This window comes from Serratia sp. 22264 (assembly GCF_052045345.1).
GTDB lineage: Bacteria > Pseudomonadota > Gammaproteobacteria > Enterobacterales > Enterobacteriaceae > Serratia > Serratia plymuthica.
Genome location: NZ_JBQEOY010000001.1, coordinates 853632 through 871956 on the forward strand (window position 1 = coordinate 853632; position 18325 = coordinate 871956).

19 protein-coding genes are annotated in these 18325 nt (G+C 59.1%); 7 read left to right on the forward strand and 12 right to left on the reverse strand.

Annotated elements, in window-relative coordinates:
* Positions 1 to 28: 28 nt before the first annotated feature.
* From ACTJJ1_RS04190 to ACTJJ1_RS04230, 9 genes are all read right to left on the reverse strand, one after another.
* Positions 29 to 811 (reverse strand): SDR family NAD(P)-dependent oxidoreductase, encoded by a 783-nt coding sequence (locus tag ACTJJ1_RS04190; RefSeq protein WP_037432747.1) that lies wholly within the window; start codon positions 809 to 811, stop codon positions 29 to 31.
* A gap of 9 nt (positions 812 to 820) precedes the next feature.
* Positions 821 to 1810, reverse strand: a complete 990-nt coding sequence (locus ACTJJ1_RS04195; RefSeq protein WP_440832508.1) for a zinc-dependent alcohol dehydrogenase — start codon at positions 1808 to 1810, stop codon at positions 821 to 823.
* Entirely contained in the window at positions 1807 to 3141 is a 1335-nt protein-coding gene (locus tag ACTJJ1_RS04200; protein ID WP_440832510.1) for a hypothetical protein, read from the reverse strand. The genes ACTJJ1_RS04195 and ACTJJ1_RS04200 overlap by 4 nt, the downstream gene beginning before the upstream one ends.
* Positions 3142 to 3159: 18 nt before the next feature.
* Positions 3160 to 4488 carry a histidinol dehydrogenase gene (gene hisD, locus ACTJJ1_RS04205; protein ID WP_004943449.1) on the reverse strand — a complete coding sequence of 443 codons (1329 nt, stop codon included), beginning with the start codon at positions 4486 to 4488 and terminating at the stop codon, positions 3160 to 3162.
* Between the two features lie 10 nt (positions 4489 to 4498).
* Positions 4499 to 5269 carry an ABC transporter ATP-binding protein gene (locus ACTJJ1_RS04210; protein WP_440832512.1) on the reverse strand — a complete coding sequence of 257 codons (771 nt, stop codon included), beginning with the start codon at positions 5267 to 5269 and terminating at the stop codon, positions 4499 to 4501.
* On the reverse strand, positions 5269 to 6141 hold the full coding sequence (locus tag ACTJJ1_RS04215) for an ABC transporter permease (RefSeq protein WP_006324868.1): 873 nt from the start codon (positions 6139 to 6141) through the stop codon (positions 5269 to 5271). The genes ACTJJ1_RS04210 and ACTJJ1_RS04215 overlap by 1 nt, the downstream gene beginning before the upstream one ends.
* A 62-nt stretch (positions 6142 to 6203) precedes the next feature.
* Positions 6204 to 7205: an ABC transporter substrate-binding protein gene (locus ACTJJ1_RS04220; protein ID WP_006324869.1), complete on the reverse strand. Its 1002-nt coding sequence runs from the start codon at positions 7203 to 7205 to the stop codon at positions 6204 to 6206.
* Between the two features lie 267 nt (positions 7206 to 7472).
* On the reverse strand, positions 7473 to 8783 hold the full coding sequence (locus tag ACTJJ1_RS04225; protein WP_440832515.1) for an MFS transporter: 1311 nt from the start codon (positions 8781 to 8783) through the stop codon (positions 7473 to 7475).
* 92 nt (positions 8784 to 8875) lie between these two features.
* On the reverse strand, positions 8876 to 9574 hold the full coding sequence (locus ACTJJ1_RS04230) for a DAPG hydrolase family protein (protein WP_208905019.1): 699 nt from the start codon (positions 9572 to 9574) through the stop codon (positions 8876 to 8878).
* Between the two features lie 93 nt (positions 9575 to 9667).
* Here ACTJJ1_RS04230 and ACTJJ1_RS04235 point away from each other — a divergent pair, with 93 nt between their 5' ends.
* The 3 genes from ACTJJ1_RS04235 (at position 9668) to ACTJJ1_RS04245 (ending at position 12508) form a co-directional block, all read left to right on the forward strand.
* A complete protein-coding gene (locus ACTJJ1_RS04235) occupies positions 9668 to 10309 on the forward strand; it encodes a TetR/AcrR family transcriptional regulator (protein WP_440832517.1) in 642 nt (213 codons plus the stop codon).
* 85 nt (positions 10310 to 10394) lie between these two features.
* Entirely contained in the window at positions 10395 to 11315 is a 921-nt protein-coding gene (locus tag ACTJJ1_RS04240; RefSeq protein ID WP_062792017.1) for a LysR family transcriptional regulator, read from the forward strand.
* A gap of 167 nt (positions 11316 to 11482) precedes the next feature.
* Positions 11483 to 12508, forward strand: coding sequence for an alcohol dehydrogenase catalytic domain-containing protein (locus tag ACTJJ1_RS04245; RefSeq protein WP_062791997.1), 1026 nt, complete (start codon positions 11483 to 11485; stop codon positions 12506 to 12508).
* A 129-nt stretch (positions 12509 to 12637) separates the two neighbouring features.
* Here ACTJJ1_RS04245 and pckA read toward each other — a convergent pair whose 3' ends face one another.
* A complete protein-coding gene (gene pckA, locus ACTJJ1_RS04250; RefSeq protein WP_440832519.1) occupies positions 12638 to 14257 on the reverse strand; it encodes a phosphoenolpyruvate carboxykinase (ATP) in 1620 nt (539 codons plus the stop codon).
* A gap of 490 nt (positions 14258 to 14747) precedes the next feature.
* Here pckA and ACTJJ1_RS04255 point away from each other — a divergent pair, with 490 nt between their 5' ends.
* Complete coding sequence (locus ACTJJ1_RS04255) at positions 14748 to 16091, forward strand: 2-hydroxycarboxylate transporter family protein (RefSeq protein WP_006324873.1); 1344 nt, start codon at positions 14748 to 14750, stop codon at positions 16089 to 16091.
* 209 nt (positions 16092 to 16300) lie between these two features.
* Here the strand turns inward: ACTJJ1_RS04255 and ACTJJ1_RS04260 are convergent, their stop codons facing one another.
* Entirely contained in the window at positions 16301 to 16510 is a 210-nt protein-coding gene (locus ACTJJ1_RS04260) for a hypothetical protein (RefSeq protein WP_004943477.1), read from the reverse strand.
* A gap of 168 nt (positions 16511 to 16678) precedes the next feature.
* Here ACTJJ1_RS04260 and ACTJJ1_RS04265 point away from each other — a divergent pair, with 168 nt between their 5' ends.
* Positions 16679 to 16843: a hypothetical protein gene (locus ACTJJ1_RS04265; RefSeq protein WP_004943479.1), complete on the forward strand. Its 165-nt coding sequence runs from the start codon at positions 16679 to 16681 to the stop codon at positions 16841 to 16843.
* 25 nt (positions 16844 to 16868) lie between these two features.
* Here ACTJJ1_RS04265 and yniD read toward each other — a convergent pair whose 3' ends face one another.
* Positions 16869 to 16976: a small membrane protein YniD gene (gene yniD, locus ACTJJ1_RS04270; protein ID WP_020438901.1), complete on the reverse strand. Its 108-nt coding sequence runs from the start codon at positions 16974 to 16976 to the stop codon at positions 16869 to 16871.
* Positions 16977 to 17305: 329 nt separating this feature from the next.
* Between yniD and ACTJJ1_RS04275 the strand changes: the two genes are divergently transcribed.
* Positions 17306 to 17698, forward strand: a complete 393-nt coding sequence (locus ACTJJ1_RS04275) for an ASCH domain-containing protein (protein ID WP_440832521.1) — start codon at positions 17306 to 17308, stop codon at positions 17696 to 17698.
* A gap of 1 nt (position 17699) precedes the next feature.
* Positions 17700 to 18302: a C39 family peptidase gene (locus ACTJJ1_RS04280; protein WP_440832523.1), complete on the forward strand. Its 603-nt coding sequence runs from the start codon at positions 17700 to 17702 to the stop codon at positions 18300 to 18302.
* Positions 18303 to 18325: the final 23 nt, after the last annotated feature.

Genomic DNA, 18325 nt, shown 5'->3' on the forward strand with positions numbered 1-18325 from the left:
CAGGATATCGCCCCGCGCCTGCGTTTATTCAGATACTGGCCAGATAGCCGCCGTCGACATACAGGATCTGGCCGGTGATGTAGGCTGCCGCCGGGCCTGCGAGGAAAATGGCCGCACCGGTAAGGTCGCTCAGCTTGCCAAAGCGGCCTAGCGGGATTTTATTCTGCATGGACTCGCGCCAACCGTTATCCTGGTAAAACACCTCGGTCATCGCGGTCTGAAAATAGCCTGGCCCGATGCCGTTGACCCGGATCCCGTGGGTAGCCCATTCGCTGGCCAGCGCACGCGTCATGCCTGCCAGCCCGGATTTTGACGCGCCGTAGGCGGTAGCCCCCGGCACGCCGACTTCGCTGGTCAATGAGCACAGGTTGATGATGCTGCCGCTGCCCTGTTTGACCATCAGGCGCGCCGCCGCCTGCGCGCAGAAGAAAGCGCCTTTCAGGTTGGTGCCGACGATGCTGTCCCACAGCGTTTCATCCACCTCCAGCGACGGGCACAGGCGTTCGATACCGGCGTTGTTGATCAGGATATCCAGCGGTTTGCCCGCCAGCGTGGCGAAGGCGGTTTCAATCGACGCCGGGTCCTGGACATCCAACAGCAGCATTTCCGGGTGTTCTCCCCAGTTATTCAGCTGTTGCACCACCTCTTGCAGCGCGGCGCGTTGTCGTCCGGCGACGATCACTTGCGCACCGGCCTGCGCCAGCCCGATCGCCAGCGCCTGCCCAATCCCCCGCGTAGCGCCGGTGATCAGGGCACGCTTGCCGAGCAGTGAAAAGGGGGCCAGGCCCGGCGGTAAATAGGTGTTTTGCATAAATTCTCCTCAGGGAACCACCAGGGTTTTCAGCGCTCCGACGCGCCCCGCCAACAATTGCCGATAGGTATCCGGCAGGGCGTCGAGAGGGATCGGCCGGGATATCCAGTGCACCAGTTCGCCGGCCAACTGCGGCAACAGGCTGATGGCGCTGCGTTGCTCATCGGCGAACACGCTGCAACCGATTAGCGAAATCTCGCGCTCCACCAGCCTATTGGCATCGATTGCCGCCTGCCCATGAAACAGACCGACCATGGCAATGCGGCCGCCTGGGGTGACGAGGTTAATCAGTTGATTCAATACTCCGGTAACGCCGGTGGCCTCCACCGCGTAGGCTGCCGCCAGCGGTAAGTCGTGATCCAGCTCCACCGCCTGTAGCGGCAGCACCTGGCTGAGCACTGTCAGCCGCAGCGGGTTGGACTCCGCCACCAGCAACGGGCAGCCGCGCAGATGGTGCAATAACAAGGCGACCAACCCGCCTATGGTGCCGCCACCGGCGATCAACACCGGTTCTCCGGGGGGCGGGTTCAACTGATTCACCACCCGCAGTGCCACGCCAAGCGGCTCGCTCAGGGCGGCAATCGCCGCCGGCAGGGTATCCGGTACCCGCAGCAGCCGTGAGGCCGGCAACTGCACCTGTTCGGCAAAGCCGCCGTCGCAGACTTCGCCGACAAAACCCAGCGAACGGCACAGGTTGTGACGCCCGCTTTGGCAGGCGGCACAGTGGCCGCAACCGACGCGTGAGTCGGCCACCACCCGGTCGCCAACGGCAAAGCGGCTTACTGCGCTGCCGATCGCCAACACTTCACCGCAGAACTCATGACCGGGGGTGACCGGGAGAGGACCGATCCATTGCCCGGTGCGGAAGTTATGCAGGTCGGAACCGCAAATACCGGCGGCCAGCACCCGCACGCGTACCGCATCGTCGGGCAGGGCGGACGGCGGGGCGATGTCTTCGATGCGCAGGTCGCCTACGCCATAAAAACGCGCGGCTTTCATACTTCACCGCCGAACTGCGGATCGATGGCGGTGAACCAGCGGCTGGCCACGTCCTTGCCGTCGACGGGTTCGCTGCCCAGCATCATGGCGATGGCGAAACCCAGCGCCGAGCTTTCCGGCGTATGGCCGCTGCCGCCGCCGGCGCGCAGATCGAGCACCAGCGTCGGGCAGCAGAACAGCGCCAGCCGCATCAACCGCCGCCAGTTATGCGGCAACCAGCCGCGCGTCGTCAGTTCGCTGAGCAATGGCCGCCAGCACAGCGCACCTTTGTCCTGCAGGAAGGCGGCGCGCAATGGCGTCAATTGCCAGTCATGCTCGACGATCAGCCGTTGCCCCTCCAGCCGGGCCGCCACCCGGTAATGCGTCGCGCAACGCTGCGGTTCGTACAACCAGAACGGGTGAGCGAAAATATTGTGGAAAGTCGCTTTGATCTCCGCCAGCAGCGCCGGGATATTGCGCCCGGCGAAGGCCGGATCGAAGCTGACCAACTGCGGCGGCGGGCGATCGGTTTCGTACCATACGTTGGCGTTGTGCGCGTCGCCGTGGGCGATCACCACGCCGTGCTGCGCCAGTTCGGCCGGGGCCAACAGTTCACCGGCCTGCAACAGCAGTTCACCCAGCGTATGGCGATAGCGCACGCCGTTGATTTCCCACTGGAGGTCTTGCAATTGCGCCCAACTCAACGCTTGCTGCGCCAGTTGGAAGGTTTTGCCTACGTAGAACTGCGCCACCCGGCCGCCCAATCCCGGTGTGGCACCGGGGCTGACCAACCGGTGATGAAACAGCTGGTGGATCGGCTCGCGTGCCACCGCCGCAGGCTGGCCGATTTTCAGCGTCGGCAGCGTCATCAGCAGGATCTCCGCATCGGCACGGTGCTGGGCATCGACCACCGGGGCCATCTGCGGCCAGCTCTGTTGCAGTTCGATCTCGCGGCACACGTCGGCCAGCCGCCGGTCGTGGCGCAACAGGTACAGCAGGATCTGCCGGCCCGGCTCGCCGCAGGCATACAGCGGTACATCGACGCGGAAACCGTTGTTGCGCAGCAGCTCAGCGTTGTAATACTCCTCGATGGTGTGGTCTTCGCCTTCCTCGTGGTGATATTTAAAGAACAGACCGCGGCCGTCGGCCAATTGCAACTGGCCGTTCAGCGAGTTCAGGCTGTACTGATCGCGGTTGATGCTCAACTCGCCCACCGCCACTCCGGTGATCTCCAGCACCAGTTGGCGCAGTTTGTCCGCCGCCTGCTGCCATTCGCCGGCGTGGGTCAGCGCTCTGGCCTGCGCCGCCAAGGGTTCGCCTCGGGCGGTGCGGGGAATAGGATTATCGGTCATCGTAACCTCACTGCCTGTTCAGGACTGACGATCGAGCAGGGTTTTACGCAGCGGTGACACCGCCAGCGCGTGTGCGGGGAAGCCTTCATACAGGGCAAACCCGTGCGCCTTTTCCGCCAACGCGTCGTAGCCGCTGCGGGTGACATAACCCACGGAAATACGCTTCATGTAGTCGAATACCGACAGCGGCCCGGCCACTTTGGCGGCGGCATTGGTCGGCAGCACCGCATTGGGGCCGAGCACAAAGTTGCCTAACGTCACCGGGGTGTAATTGCCCAGCAGGATTTCACCGGCGTTGCGAATTTGGCCCATCACCGCCAGCGGCTCTTCCGCCAGGATCTCCAGGTGTTCCGGTGCGTAGCCGTTAACAAACTCTACTGCGGCGGCGAAGTCCTGCGTCAGCACCACACCGCCGTGGGCACCGCACAGCACGCTTTGCGAGAAGCCGGCGCGTTTCTCGTCCAGCTGCGCCCAGTAACCCGGCAGCGCGGCGATCGCCTGTTCGGCTACCCGGCGGCTGGAGGTCACCAACCAGGCGGAGGAGTCCGGGCCATGTTCCGATTCAATGATCAAGTCCAACGCCGCCAGTGCACCGTTGGCGCTGTCATCGGCCAAAATAATGCTTTCGCTGGGGCCGGCCGGCACGCCGGGATCGATCAACTGCGCCAATTGGCGTTTGGCGGCCACCACCCAGGGGCTGCCGGGGCCGACGATCTTCAGGCATTTTGGCACCGTCTCAGTGCCATAAGCCACTGCCGCTACCCCTTGCGCGCCGCCGCACTTGTAAATTTCGCGGATGCCGACCAACTGCGCCGCCACCAGCGTGGCATCGTCGACTCTGCCATCCGGGCCGGGCGGGGTGATCACCACCGGCCGGGGTACGCCGGCCACCAGCGCCGGGATCGCCGTCATCAGCAGCACGCTGGGGAACGAACCTTTGCCGCGCGGCACATAGCAGGCCACGGAATCGATCGGCAGGTGGCGATCGCCGGCAAAAGCGCCGGGCTGCATCTCTTTCAACCACATTTCTTCCGGTTTCTGCGCTTCATGAAACGCGCGGATATTGCCGGCGGCATAGGCGATAGCGGCGGTGACGGCGGGATCCAGCCGCGCCATGGCGTCGTCGAACTCGCTTTGTTCGACGCGAATCGACATGCGTTCGGCCTGCACGCCATCGAATTCCCGTGCGAAGCGCTGTAGCGCGGCATCGCCTTCACTGCGTACCGCCGCGATAATCGGCTGCACCCGTTCGATAAAGAACGACAAGTCGGCTTCGGTGCGTTGGAACAGGGCTTCCGGCAATTGCCGGCTGTGGCTGAGATCGTGAAAGGTCACTGTGTGCGACATGGGGATGCTCCTAAGCTAATTCGTGTTGGGAAGCCTGTTCCCGGATAGATTTCAGAACCTGACGTTGCAGATCGATATAGCGCGCGTCACCGCTCACTTCTTCGCTGCGCGGGCGCGGCAGATCGACCTGAAAGGTGGTATTGATTTTGCCCGGCCCCATCACCACGATGCGGTCCGACAGGTACACCGCCTCTTCGATATCGTGGGTGACAAACATCACCGTCAGGCGATGGGTTTCCCAGATGCGCGTCAGCAACAGCTGCATCTGGTGGCGCGTCATGGCGTCGAGCGCGCCGAAGGGTTCATCCATCAGCAGGATTTTCGGCCGGTAGGACAGCGCGCGGGCAATCGCCACCCGCTGTTTCATGCCGCCGGACAGTTCGTTGGGATAGGCATCGGCGAATTCGGTCAGCTTGACCAGCGCCAGGTGGTCGCCGGCGATGTCACGGCATTCGCCGCGGCCATAGCCCGCCGCCTTCAGGGCGAATTCAATATTCTGGCGGGCGGTCAGCCACGGTAGCAGGGTATAAGACTGAAACACCACGCCGCGATCGATGCCCGGCCCGCGAATGTCCACGCCGTCAACGCGCACGCTGCCGCTGTCGAAATCCTCAAGCCCGGCGGCGATCGACAGTAGGGTGCTTTTGCCGCAGCCGGAACTGCCGACCACAGAGACAAACTCGTTGTCGTGCAGCGTCAGATCGATGTCATGCAATACCTGACGCGATCGCTTACCGACCTGAAAGCTTTTGTTCAGACTGTTTAGGGTTAGGGTCGCCATTATTTACGCCTCGCGTTGTAGCGGAACAACACGCGCTCGGCGGCGCGCATCAGTTGATCGGTGATCAGCCCAAGCAGCCCCAGCAGCAGGATGTAGCCGATAATGGTGTCGGTCTGGAAAAAGCGCTGCGACACCACGATGCGGTAGCCCAGCCCTGAGGTGGAGGCCACCAGCTCCGCCAGCACCAGCCAGGTCCAGGCCCAACCGAGGCTGATGCGCAACGCATCCCAGATGCCCGGCAGCGCGCTGGGCAGCACGATCTTGAACAGGATATTGCGGTCCGGCATACCGAGCGTGCGCCCCAGGCCGACAAAATCCCCCGGCACGCGCTTTACGGTGTCGATCACCATCAGCACCTGTTGAAAGAAGGTGCCGATCCAGATGATCAGGAATTTCTGCACGTCATCGGTGCCGGTCCACAAAATGGTCAGCGGCACAAAGGCCACCACCGGCATATAGCGGACAAAATCCACCAGCGGTTCGGTGACCGCTTTGAAAAAACCGTAACAGCCGGCCAATACGCCGATGACAATGGACATCACCGACGAAATCAGGAAGGCCACCGAGATGCGGTACAGGCTGCTGCGAATATCGCTCCACAGCGTGCCGTCCTGCGTCAGGCTGACCATGCGGCGCCATACGCCGTCCAGCGTGGGCATAAAAATCGCCGGTACCGCGCCGCTGCGGGTCGCCAGCCACCAGCTCAGCAGCAGCAGCGCGAACACGGCCACGGCGATGGCGACGAACAGCCCGCGCGACGGCGTTTTGCCGATCACCATCAGCCCAAGCGGCTTGCGCCTGCGCCGCCCAGGCGGTGGGGCGTTGTTCAGATGCGTGCGCGCGTTAGGCGCATCCAGTTTTATCGAGCTCATCGGGTCTTTCCTCTGATGGGGCGTTGCGCCGGTCATAAACCGTCGGCCGGCGCTAATCCGGCTTACAGACCGTTAACGAATCGCGCGTCGATGAGGTTTTCCGGCGTGACCGGTTTGCTCACCAGCTTGGCTTCTGTGGCCGCTTTCAGCACGTGGGCGAAGGTGTGTTTGGCGAAGTGCTCGCTCAGGACCTGCTTGTTTTCCGCCAGCGAGTAGTACTTCACGCCGTCAAACGCGCTGGCCAGATCGGCCGGGCTGGCGCCAACCTGTTTGGCGATGATTGCCCGGTCCGCCGCGGTGTTGTGCTGATAATGCCGTAACGCGGCATCCCAGCTTTTAATCATGGCGGCGACCTGGCCCGGCCTGGACTTGATCACCTCGTCGCGTACCACCAGCACGTCGCTGATCAGGCCCGGATCGGACTCGCCGCTGTACAGCATTTTTACGTCGGCGTCCTGTTTCTTCGCCATGCTCAGGTAAGGTTCGTAGGTGACGGCGGCGCTGACGCGTTTGGCGATCAGCGCACTGCCTGCGGCGTCGGCAGGCATCGGCACTGGCACTATGTCACTCCATTTCATTCCGGCGGAGGCGAGGGCGCTGTGCAGCAGGATGTCGCTGGTGGTGCCTTCTTCGTATGCCACCTGTTTGCCTTTCAGATCGCTCAGCGTTTTGATGCCAGGGCCGACAATCAGCGCGTCGGCAGTTTGGCTTTGATCAAGCAGCAGCACGATTTTGACCGGCAGACCGGCGGACACCATGCCCATGGCGGTGTGGGTGGCGATATTGGCGGCATCGATCTGGCCGCTGGCCAGTGCGGCGTTGATGTCTTTATCTTCGGCGAAGTTGATGATATCCACCTTGTCCAGCCCCTGTTGTTTGAACAGCTCAAGGCTATTGGCTACGTGCCACTGGCCGTAGCCCAACCAGGGTTCAATGCCCATTTTGAAGGTGCCGGCCTCCGGCTTGGTCAGAGGTGTCTCGGCGGCGAATGCCGGGGCGGCAAGCATGCTGAGGCAGCAGGCGGTGGCGAGCACTTTTTGTAGCGTTTTTATGGGTTGCTTCATGGGGGAACCTCGTCTTTCGCACTGGTGAGTAATAGTGATGTCCGTGTCGGTAATGTCCGTCCATGTATATACAAGGTGGAGCAAGTTAAGGGCCAACTGCGAATAGTGGCGGGAATTATTTTTCAACTTATTAATAACTATAAATAATCAGTCATTTTGCTGACAGGGCGAGAGGGGCGTTGAAACGGTGACTGGGGGGATGCACTAGAACGGCGCACAAAAATTGCGCAGCGGTTCGAACTTGGGGCGCTATGCGCCCCTTCAGGATTAACGCTCGTTCAGCGAGCGCAGATGATCGTCGCGCCGCAGAGTCATCAGTGCGAACAGGCTGACCACCGAGGTGGCGACCACGTAGTAAGCCGGGATATCGAGGTTGCCGGTTTGCTTGATCAAACCGGTGATGATTAACCCCGCTGAACCGGAAAATACCGCGTTGGAGAGCGAATAGGCCAGCCCCAGACCGGTGTAGCGCACTTTGGTCGGGAACATCTCTGCCAGCATCGCCGGGCCGGGGCCGGCCAGCATCCCGACCACCGCACCGGCGATCAATACCGCGATGCCTTTGGCCAGCAGCGAGCTTTGCGGGTCTTGCAGCAAGTGCAGCAGCGGGAAGGTAAACAGGATCACCGCGATGACCGCCGCCAGCATCACCGTTTTGCGCCCCAGCTTATCGCTGAGAATGCCGGCGGGCAGAATGGTCAGGGCGAAACCGACGTTGGCCAGCACCGTGGCCACCAGCGCCTGCTGGAAGGTGGCGTGCAGCGAAGTTTGCAGGTAGGACGGCATCACCACCAGGAAGGTGTAACCGGCGGCGGACCAGCCCATCATGCGGCCAATGCCGATCAGAATGGTTTTCAGCACGCCGCCCAGCTTCACTTCCGGCGCTTGCGCCGTTTCGCCGCCGCTTTGTTGCGCCTGTTTAAAGGTCGGCGTTTCCTGCAGTTTCAGCCGCAGCCACAACGCCACCGCGCCCATCGGCAACGCCAACAGGAAGGGAATGCGCCAACCCCAGTCATGTAACTGTTCCGGCGTCAACAGCGCGGCCAGCAGCGCCACCAGCCCGGCACCGGCCAACAGCCCGAACGCCACGGTCAGCGATTGCCAGGCGCCGTACAGCCCACGCTTGCCCTTGGGCGCGAACTCGGTCATCAGCGACACCGCACCGCCGAACTCGCCGCCGGCGAACAGCCCCTGAAACATGCGCAACAGGGTCAGCAGCAACGGGGCGGCGACGCCGATAGAGGCATAGGTCGGCATCACGCCGATCAGGGCGGTTGCCAGGGTCATCAGCAGCAATACCGCAATCAGCGTCGGTCGGCGCCCGATCCTGTCGCCGATGCGGCCGAAAATCACCGCGCCGATCGGGCGGCAGAAAAAGGCCAGCGCGAAGGCGGCGTAGGTGAGGATCAGACTGGTGATTTCACTTTCACCCTGCAGAGTGAAAAAATTGGCGGCGATGACGGTGGCCAGAAAACCGTAAACGCCAAATTCATACCATTCGATAAAGTTGCCGACCGATCCGGCCAGCAATGCCTGGCGCGACCGGCGTGCGTCGATAACCGTCGTTTGTGCGTCCATTCCCGTTCCCGTACGTTTGAGTTGTTGTCATCCACTTCTAAATTCATATGACAAAACAATCAATTATTTTCAACGGGAAGTGTGAAGGGGGTTCACCAGGGTAACGGCGCCGCCTCACGGCCATTTTCGGCGTAGTACAACGATGGCAGGAATTGCGCCAGATAGCTGAATTCGTTATAGCAGTGACGCATCAGATTAAAGCCAATCTCGTCCGGCAGCTCGTCATGCGCGTTCGCACAGGATTTACCCAACAGGAAACGGCTGCGCAGCACGCAGCCGAAGGGCGTGTCACGCGCCAAATGCAGCATTTCTCCGTCGCGAGGGTCGCCATTGTCATCCAGCGCCACCTGCTCGCCGAAGCCGATACGGGCGCAAATGGCGGCAGATAGCGCCTGGGTGTCGCGCGCCTGTTGCAGCGGTTGCGCGGCAAAAAAATCTTCGGCGGCGTGAAACTTGAGGCGTGCCGGCACCGGCGGCAACTCCGCCAGCCATTCAACCGCGTTGATGCTGGCGCCAATGTAGCTTTCGCCTTTTTTCCAGTGCCTGTCCCAGCCGCGGTGCTCAACGTGATCGTGCGGATGCCACCAGCGAATGTGCTGGGTGGTCTCAAAAAAGGTAAACCACCAGTCCAGCATGCGGCCCTTGCAGCCGGGCAGATCGGTGCGGATCGCCACGGTCAGCAATCCGTCGGTGCTGCGCGTCAGCCCCATCTCCAGCAGCAGCGGTTCCGGTTTAAGCAACGCGTTGATATCATTAACGCCCCAAGGAAGCATCAGCGATTGATGTGTCATAGCGGTCATCCTTATAAATTAGGAAACGATATTGGTTTCCTAATTAAGGCTATGCCGGTATGCTGTTCCTGTCAACGATTTCGAGGAACCATTATGGCAAATGAAAGGGATGCCGAACCGCGTTCGCGTGGAAGGCCTTCGGCCCCGGAGGCGGAGCTGCGCTCGGCGGCGGTTGAGGCTACTCTGGCGCTGTTGCTGACGCAGGGGTATGCCGCCACCACCGTGGACGCGGTGGCGAAACGGGCCGGAATGGCCAAGAAAACCCTGTACCGTTTTGCCGAAAATCGCGATGCGTTGGTGATGCAGGCGATAGCCAGTTGGACCGACGCTTTTCAGCCGGCGTTTGAACAGGATGCGCAGCGGGCGGCAGAGGTAACGCCGCTGCTTGAGCAGGGCCTGCGCGCCATTGCACAACAGGTGCTGAGCGTGCAGGCGGTGGGGGTCTTTCGCCTGTTGCAGAGCGAGTTTCCTGGGCGGGAGGCGTTGCTGGCAACTTATCAGCGTAACGGCATTGAACGCGGTCGGGCCATTGTGGCGGATTGGCTGCAGCGCCAACAACGGCACGGCTGGTTGCGTGAGTTGGACTGCGCGCAGACCAGCGATCTGCTGCTGGCGATGGTGATGGCCGAACCCTTGCGCCAGATGGCGCTTGGACTGTTGCCGCCGGGCAGCGACATCGACAACCGCATTGCGGCGGCGTTGACGCTGGTGCTGCCGGGCTTGGTACGGGATTAAGGGGCCGAGCCCCGCATTGTTGTGGCTTTTGCTGAAATATGGCATGTTCATTATTGATGTTGTCTCACTATTTCTGACTAATAAAATGAACAATGCTCACCAATTTAAAAATGGCGACCTGTTTGCCCTGACCGTTTTCCTCGCCGTCGCGACGCACCGCAGTTTTCATGCGGCGGCGGTGGAGCTTGAGGTGACGCCATCGGCGGTCAGTCATTCAGTGAAAAATCTGGAGCAACGCCTTGCCGTTCGATTGTTCAATCGCACAACGCGCAGCGTATCGCTGACCGACGCGGGAGAGCAGCTTGCGGCTAAACTGCGCCCCGCGTTGTCTTCCATCAGCAATGCCTTGCAAGAGGTGGATGATTTTCGCGGGACACCCAGCGGCACTGTGCGGATCAACGCCAGTGAAGGCGCGGTCCGTATGGTTTTACGCCCGCTGCTGGCCCGCTTTCTGGCTGCATACCCGCAGATCCACCTCGATATCGTCTGTGACGGCAAACTCAGCGATATCATTGCCGATGGGTTTGATGCCGGGATCCGTCTGGCCGACGCTGTGCCGCAGGATATGGTCGCAATACGCGTCAGCGAACCCGTGCGCTTTGCCGTCATCGCCGCGCCCGAGTATTTCGCCGCGCACGGGCGCCCGATGGTGCCGCAAGATCTGCTGCGCCATAACTGCATCCGCTTCCGTTTCGACAGCGGAGCCATTTATCGCTGGGAGTTCGAACGCCATGGCATCGCGGAATCGATAAATGTTACCGGCCCACTCACGTTGACCGATCAACCTTTAATGGTCGATGCCGCCATCGAGGGTATTGGCATCGCCTTTGTGCCCGATCATTTGGCAATCGAAGCGCTGCGGGCAGGGCGCCTTGAGCGCGTGTTGGATGAGTGGTGCCCGGCATACCCGGGATTGTGCCTCTATTATTCCGGTCATCGTCATGTGTCAAGCGGGCTGAAGGCGTTGATAAGCTGCATTCGCGGCGCGCAACAACAGCAGTCGTAACTCGCCTGTGTACTTTTCCTCTGTCCCTTCGATTGATGAATATCATTCACTTTAACAGTGAGGCTGGCCTGCATTGTTGCGATAAGGGGAGTGTTTTACGCTTGCATGGCAAGGCGTCGGAGCATATCGGCGCATATTAACCGCTATCGCAAAGCAAGGAACCTGCAATGGAAAAGAAGATGAAAGCCGTCGTCATGACGGGTGCCAATCGCCCGTGGGAAGTTTGGCAAGTGCCGATGCCCAAGGCTGAGCCAGGTCAGGTATTGGTAAAAGTGCGTGCTTCAGGAATGTGTTACACCGACGTATGGTCTACGCAAGGCTACGCCGGGGATATCTATCCGCAGACCCCCGGCCATGAAGTGGTGGGTGAAGTGGTTGAGGTCGGCGCCGGCGTGCATTCGCGTCAGATTGGCGATCGCGTCGGTACGACATGGGTGCAGTCATCTTGTGGGCGTTGCGCCTATTGTCGCGAGAACCGCCCTCTAACGGGGCAAACTGCGATGAATTGCGTTTCGCCGCGTACCACAGGTTTCGTCGCGCAGGGGGGGCATGCCGAATATATCGCCATCGCTGCCGAAGGCACGGTGTTGCTGCCGGATGGGCTGCCCTATGTGGATGCCGCGCCTATGATGTGCGCCGGTTATACCACCTGGAGCGGGCTTCGTGATGCCGCGCCACAACCCCACGAGAAGGTGGCCGTTTTGGGGATTGGCGGCCTGGGACACGTCGCGTTGCAGCTATCGAAAGCCTGCGGTTTCGAGACGATCGCCATCACTCATTCACCGGATAAGCACTCTCTGGCGCTGCAACTGGGTGCCGATCGGGTCGTCGAGTCCGGGAAGGCATTGTTGGAGAGCGGCGGCGCAGATATTTTGCTGGTGACAACCAACGATTTCGATTCCGCTCAGGAAGCGATGACGGGGTTGAGAGTTGACGGCCGCGTCGTGCTTTGCGGGTTGGATTTCAGCAAACCCTTTGCTATTTCGTCCGACGGCGTGCCATTCCATATGATGCGCCAGCGGGTTATTGGTTCGACACACGGCGGGCAGCAGTATCTGGGCGAGGTGCTCAATCTCGCGGCCAAAGGTAAAGTGAAACCGATCGTCGAGACTTTCTCGCTGGATCAAGCGGAGGAAGCCTACAAGCGGCTGGCCGCTGGAAAAATGCGTTTCCGCGGCGTGTTCGTGCCTTAAGCGATGCAGACAAGGTGCAATAGGTTGTCACCTCTCAGCCTGCCAACGCCCGATGAACTTCATTGGGCGTTTTGCATTTTAGCGACATAAAAAGGGCGCCTTCAGGCGCCCGGATAAAACAGGGAGTGTTTACAGTTTCGGCCCGGCGTTCACCAGCTTTTCGCCTGCCGGAGTCACAGTGTATTTAGCGAAGTTATCGATAAAACGCTGTGCCAAATCCTGCGCTTTTTCCTGCCACAGAGATTCGTCGGCGTAGGTTTTGCGCGGATCGAGGATCGAAGGATCAACGCCCGGCAGCGCCGTCGGGACCGCCAGGCCGAAGATCGGCAGGGTGAAGGTCTCGGCGTGCTCAATCTCGCCGTTCAAAATCGAGTCGATAATGCCGCGGGTATCCTTGATGGAGATACGCTTGCCGCTGCCGTTCCAGCCGGTATTCACCAGATAGGCCTGGGCACCGGCCGCTTCCATGCGTTTCACCAGCACTTCGGCGTACTGCGTCGGGTGCAGCGTCAGGAACGCGGCGCCGAAACAGGCGGAGAAGGTAGGGGTTGGCGTGGTGATGCCGCGTTCGGTACCGGCCAGTTTGGCGGTAAAGCCGGACAGGAAGTGATATTGGGTTTGTTCCGGCGTCAGGCGAGAAACCGGCGGCAGAACCCCGAAAGCATCCGCCGTCAGGAAGATGATCTTCTTGGCGTGACCGGCCTTGGACACTGGCTTGACGATGTTTTCGATGTGGTCGATCGGGTAGGAGACGCGGGTATTCTCGGTCTTGCCGGCGTCATCGAAATCAATGCTGCCGTCTGCCAGCACCTGCACGTTTTCCAGCAGCGCATCGCGACGAATTGCCTGATAAATTTCCGGCTCGGCCTGCGGCGAAAGCTTGATGGTCTTCGCATAACAGCCGCCTTCAAAGTTGAACACGCCGTCGTCATCCCAGCCGTGTTCGTCGTCACCGATCAACTGGCGCTTGGGATCGGTGGAGAGGGTGGTTTTGCCGGTGCCGGACAGGCCAAAGAATATCGCCACGTCACCCTGTTCGCCGACGTTGGCCGAGCAGTGCATGGAGGCAATGCCTTGCAATGGCAGCAGGTAGTTCATGATGGAGAACAGACCCTTTTTCATTTCGCCGCCGTACCAGGTGCCGCCGATCAACTGAATGCGTTCGGTCAGGTTGAAGGCGACGAAGTTCTCTGAATGCAGCCCCTGCTGTTGCCAGTCCGGGTTGGTGCATTTGGCGCCGTTCATCACCACGAAGTCCGGTTCGAAATCGACCAGTTCGGCTTCGCTCGGGCGGATAAACATGTTCTTGACGAAGTGCGCCTGCCAGGCCACTTCGGTAATGAAACGCACCTTCAGGCGGGTATCGGCATTGGCGCCGCAGAATGCATCCACCACGAACAGGCGTTTGCCGGAGAGCTGATTGCCCACCAGGGTTTTCAGGTGCTGCCAGACTTCCGGCGACAGCGGTTGGTTGTCGTTTTTGCCGGTGCCGTTATCGGACCACCAGACGGTATCGCGGGTGGTGTCGTCACGGACGATGTATTTGTCTTTCGGCGAGCGGCCGGTGAATTCGCCGGTATCGACGTTAACTGCGCCAAGCCGGGTCAGCGTACCGCGTTCCAGTGCCGGCAGGTCGGCGCGGGTTTCCTCGATAAACAGTTGTTCGTAACTTGGGTTATAGACGATCTCGGTAGCCTGATGGATACCGTAGCGGGCCAGCGTTTGTGGGGTAACAGCGATTGAAGACATATCTACTTCCTTATCGGTTCTATGCCCGTAGCCTTTCAAGCCGTGGAGTCGTTGGCAAAAACGAAAGCCATAGGGCATATATTATGTGCCTCACTCCTGCACGGTGCCGCGTGCAGAGAAGAGGCTCGGGTACAGCTGACCGGATTCAGCTAATTCCTGCTCCGGTTCTCATTAATAAACGCACGGATTTTTACTTCCATCTATAGCATAGCAGCGAATTTTAACCTGATTAATTTAATTACAAAACGCTGACGATAATTAATTAAAACCAACATTGGTTGGGGCTCACAATATTGAATTAACGCGACGCAATTTAGTTTTGTATTTTTATTTTTTATCATATTGTCTGAGCTGTCCACTGTTTTTCCATTATTAAAAAACGAAAATACGCAATAAAATTTATGATAAACAGTTGTTTTTGTTTGATAACGTTCTTCGCTTGTGGTCAGGCGAACCGTTCCGCACCGAACACTTGTCAGCAGGGTGAATAATGAAACAGATAAATGCAGAAGTTGCCTGTGAAAAAAATACGCCATTACCTGATTCATCAGGATTAATTAATCAAATTAGACAAATGGATATCGGCGCGGTTCCGGTCGCGTTGTTTATCACTATTTGCGCCATTGTTACCGTATCGGCCTACGCCAACTTCTTGCCGAAAAATATGATCGGCGGCCTGGCGGTGATTATGACGCTGGGTTTTGCGCTGGCGCATTTAGGCAAAAGTATTCCCGTGTTGCGGGATATCGGCGGCCCGGCCATTTTATGCCTGATGGTGCCTTCGGTTCTGGTTTACTTTAACGTCTTCCAGCCTAACGTGATGGGCACGGTCCATCTGCTGATGAAAGAAGCCAACCTGCTGTACTTCGTTATCGCCAGTCTGGTGGTGGGCAGCATACTCGGCATGAACCGGGTGATCCTGATCCAGGGCATGATCCGCATGTTCGTGCCTTTGGTGGTCGGCACGGTCACGGCGATCGTCACCGGGTTGCTGGTGGGCAAGCTGTTTGGTTTTACCTTCTATCACACCTTCTTCTTTATCATCGTGCCAATCATCGGTGGCGGCATAGGTGAAGGTATCTTGCCGCTGTCGCTGGCGTATTCCGCCATTTTGGGATCGACGCCGGACGTTTACGTGGCGCAACTGGCACCGGCGGCGGTGTTGGGCAATATCTTCGCTATCGTTGCGGCTGGGGTATTGGCGCGTATCGGCCTGCAGCGCAAAGCGCTGAGCGGGGAAGGCATGCTGATCCGCTCGGCGCAGGAAAACGCGGTGTTCGCCATCAAGGAAACCAACGGCAATGTCGATTTCCAACTGATGGGCGGTGGGCTGCTGGTGATCTGCGCCTTCTTTATCGTCGGCGGCCTGTTTGAACACATTGTGCATATTCCCGGCCCGGTGCTGATGATTCTGTTTGCCGTGCTGTGCAAATATTGCCGGGTGATCCCGGTCTCGATGGAAACCGGCGCGCACAGTTTTTACAAGTTCGTTTCTACCGCGCTGGTGTGGCCGCTGATGATTGGCCTGGGCATGCTGTATGTGCCGTTGGAAAGCGTGGTGGCGGTGTTTTCGGTGGGCTATGTGGTGGTCTGCGGTTCGGTGGTGTTGTCGATGGGCGTGGTGAGCTTCCTGATTGCGCCTTACCTGAAAATGTACCCGATTGAAGCGGCGATCGTCACTTGCTGCCACAGCGGGTTGGGCGGTACCGGCGACGTGGCGATCCTCTCCGCGTCCAACCGTATGGGGTTGATGCCGTTCGCGCAAATTGCCACGCGCATTGGTGGTGCTTCGACGGTGATTGGGGCGACCTTATTGCTGGGTTGGTTAATCTGAGCCCAACATTCATGATGGATAGCCGGAGGGGATTCCTCCGGTTTTTTATTTTGCTGTTGATAGGCCAAGGCAACAAAAACAGTAATTTTTGGCAAAAACGCGATAATTCCTATTAATTTCATCGGGTCAGCCTGACATAGTAGCGCTCAGAAGGCCGGGCTTGCATACCTCGGGCTTCTGCCGAATCGCCAACCATTCCGGTTGGCGATTCACTTTCCATCTTTCAGCATGTTGATCGCCGCACCGATCAGGATCCGGCGTTCGATATCGTTGCTTTCAGCCAACTGCCGCGCCAGGTGCTTCGCCAGCGTTTCTACCGATAACACCTCGCCGCGATGGCGCAGTTGCATCACGCTGTCACCGATCAAACGGGCGACTTCATCCCACACGGGTTTTATCTCCTGCTCCGAGAACATCATCATTTACCTCGGCTGGGTGATTTTTGGTCAATGTAGCAGTTGGGCCCAGGGTTCGCCACTGCACCGGTCGCACAACGCTAAAACCGGAAGCATAAAAAATAAGGCATCAGTGTTTCTTCTGGTTTTTTCGCCCAATACTTAGCTTGTCGAATATCTGGAGGGTGCGTGATGAAACTGGTCGATCAACTGGCGGAATACTATCGCCTGAGCCGGCGGGCAGAAGTGCAAAATCGGTTGTGCCGTCTGTGGTTGCCGCAGGGGGAGGCGCGAATAGCCTATCTGCGAGAGCTGCTGGAGCCGGTGGCTAAAACGCCGGGCGAACGGCGCAACTGAAAATAGCGTCGACGTCCGGTTGGCGTTAACCGAAAACCATTGCCGCCCAGCGCAATAACAATAGGGCTACGCAGATTAACAACAAAATCAAAAACATCTTCCAGTGCTTGGTGCGCATGCGTTTGGTTGCCAAGGTGATCTCCTGTTCTATTGATCAGCTGAAATACCAGCCGCCGATAACAAAGAGAGCAATCACGACCAGCGCAATGACTTTTAATAAGTCACTGAAGGTGTCATCGGGGTCTTTGTCGTCATTTTTCATGTTACCGCCTGGCCGTAAGCCATGGTGTGAATATCGTCCACAGTATGCCTGTTGTCCCGGCGCAGGCACAGAGATTTACCGTAAAAGCCTGTAAATGGTATGGGTTTGCGCCGCCGTGCGGTGAATTCGGCAGGTGCAGGCGGCGGGGAATACGTTGTACTATTCTCTCTGCACAATGATTCATTTAATAAGGTAAGGCAATGGCAGAGGCAATTCCGAAGAAATATGAGAACACCGAGCGTTGGGCGTTCGGCAACACCGAGCAGCAGGCCGATGATGTGGTCAAGCTGATCCTCAATGGCACCAAGACCGCCACCTGTTCCAATCTCGACGGGGAAGGTATCCCGCTGGCCGGCGACGTGTTTGTGGTCGTTGACGGTAAAAATGTTCCGGTCTGTGCGGTAGAGCTGACCTCGGTAGAGATGAAAACCTACGATCAGGTTGATGAAGCGCATGCCTATGCCGAAGGGGAAGGCGATCGTTCATTGGTGTACTGGCGTAAAGAGCTGCAGAGTTTCTTTGAAGAGTACGAGCTGTTCTCGCCGGATATGACGCTGGTGCTGATGAATTTCAAAGTGATTGAGACTTTCTGATTTGACGACGGCGGTCCCCTACGTTTGCCAATGGGCAACACCTGAACTGGCGGCCGATCTGATTGCCGGGCGTGCGACCTTGGCAGATGATGCCAACTGGGCGCGCAGCGGGGCGCGTGATCGAGCGGAATATATCGAATGGGCCAATCACGTTTGCGGTATGGCCTGCCTGAAAATGGTCCTGAGCCACCGTGACGGCGATGCGCCGCCGGTGTTGGAGCTGGCGCGCCGCAGCTTGCCGTACGGTGCCTATGTGCGTGAAGGCGAACGTATCAAAGGGCTGATCTACGCGCCCTTTGTCGACTATGTGCGTGAGCAGTTTGCGTTGGACGCCGAGGTGCGGGTCGGCCTCGACGTGGAGGCGCTGCCGCAATTGCTGGCGCAGCGACGCTATTTTATGGCTTCGGTGCACCCAGGCATTCGCCAGCCCGAGCTGCCCCCGCCGCAGCGGGGCGGTCATCTGGTGCTGGTCACCGCCGTTGAGGCCGAGAACGTGACCTTTCACAATCCTTCCGGCGACAGCCAAGTCACGCGCCAACAGGTGACGCTGCCGCTGAGCCGATTTGGCCGTTTCTTCGCCGGTCGCGGTATCGCCATCACATAAAAAACGCGCCGTGCTCCTTGCGG

What these genes read in the sequence shown, in the direction of transcription:
- ACTJJ1_RS04220 (WP_006324869.1), bottom strand. Translation starts at nt 7,205, where the DNA reads ATGAAGCAACCCATAAAAACGCTACAAAAAGTGCTCGCCACCGCCTGC.
- ACTJJ1_RS04190 (WP_037432747.1), bottom strand. Translation starts at nt 811, where the DNA reads ATGCAAAACACCTATTTACCGCCGGGCCTGGCCCCCTTTTCACTGCTC.
- ACTJJ1_RS04255 (WP_006324873.1), top strand. Translation starts at nt 14,748, where the DNA reads ATGAAACAGATAAATGCAGAAGTTGCCTGTGAAAAAAATACGCCATTA.
- ACTJJ1_RS04210 (WP_440832512.1), bottom strand. Translation starts at nt 5,269, where the DNA reads ATGGCGACCCTAACCCTAAACAGTCTGAACAAAAGCTTTCAGGTCGGT.
- ACTJJ1_RS04215 (WP_006324868.1), bottom strand. Translation starts at nt 6,141, where the DNA reads ATGAGCTCGATAAAACTGGATGCGCCTAACGCGCGCACGCATCTGAAC.
- pckA (WP_440832519.1), bottom strand. Translation starts at nt 14,257, where the DNA reads ATGTCTTCAATCGCTGTTACCCCACAAACGCTGGCCCGCTACGGTATC.
- ACTJJ1_RS04225 (WP_440832515.1), bottom strand. Translation starts at nt 8,783, where the DNA reads ATGGACGCACAAACGACGGTTATCGACGCACGCCGGTCGCGCCAGGCA.
- ACTJJ1_RS04200 (WP_440832510.1), bottom strand. Translation starts at nt 3,141, where the DNA reads ATGACCGATAATCCTATTCCCCGCACCGCCCGAGGCGAACCCTTGGCG.
- ACTJJ1_RS04195 (WP_440832508.1), bottom strand. Translation starts at nt 1,810, where the DNA reads ATGAAAGCCGCGCGTTTTTATGGCGTAGGCGACCTGCGCATCGAAGAC.
- ACTJJ1_RS04265 (WP_004943479.1), top strand. Translation starts at nt 16,679, where the DNA reads ATGAAACTGGTCGATCAACTGGCGGAATACTATCGCCTGAGCCGGCGG.
- ACTJJ1_RS04275 (WP_440832521.1), top strand. Translation starts at nt 17,306, where the DNA reads ATGGCAGAGGCAATTCCGAAGAAATATGAGAACACCGAGCGTTGGGCG.
- hisD (WP_004943449.1), bottom strand. Translation starts at nt 4,488, where the DNA reads ATGTCGCACACAGTGACCTTTCACGATCTCAGCCACAGCCGGCAATTG.
- ACTJJ1_RS04245 (WP_062791997.1), top strand. Translation starts at nt 11,483, where the DNA reads ATGGAAAAGAAGATGAAAGCCGTCGTCATGACGGGTGCCAATCGCCCG.
- ACTJJ1_RS04260 (WP_004943477.1), bottom strand. Translation starts at nt 16,510, where the DNA reads ATGATGTTCTCGGAGCAGGAGATAAAACCCGTGTGGGATGAAGTCGCC.
- ACTJJ1_RS04235 (WP_440832517.1), top strand. Translation starts at nt 9,668, where the DNA reads ATGGCAAATGAAAGGGATGCCGAACCGCGTTCGCGTGGAAGGCCTTCG.
- ACTJJ1_RS04240 (WP_062792017.1), top strand. Translation starts at nt 10,395, where the DNA reads ATGAACAATGCTCACCAATTTAAAAATGGCGACCTGTTTGCCCTGACC.
- ACTJJ1_RS04230 (WP_208905019.1), bottom strand. Translation starts at nt 9,574, where the DNA reads ATGACACATCAATCGCTGATGCTTCCTTGGGGCGTTAATGATATCAAC.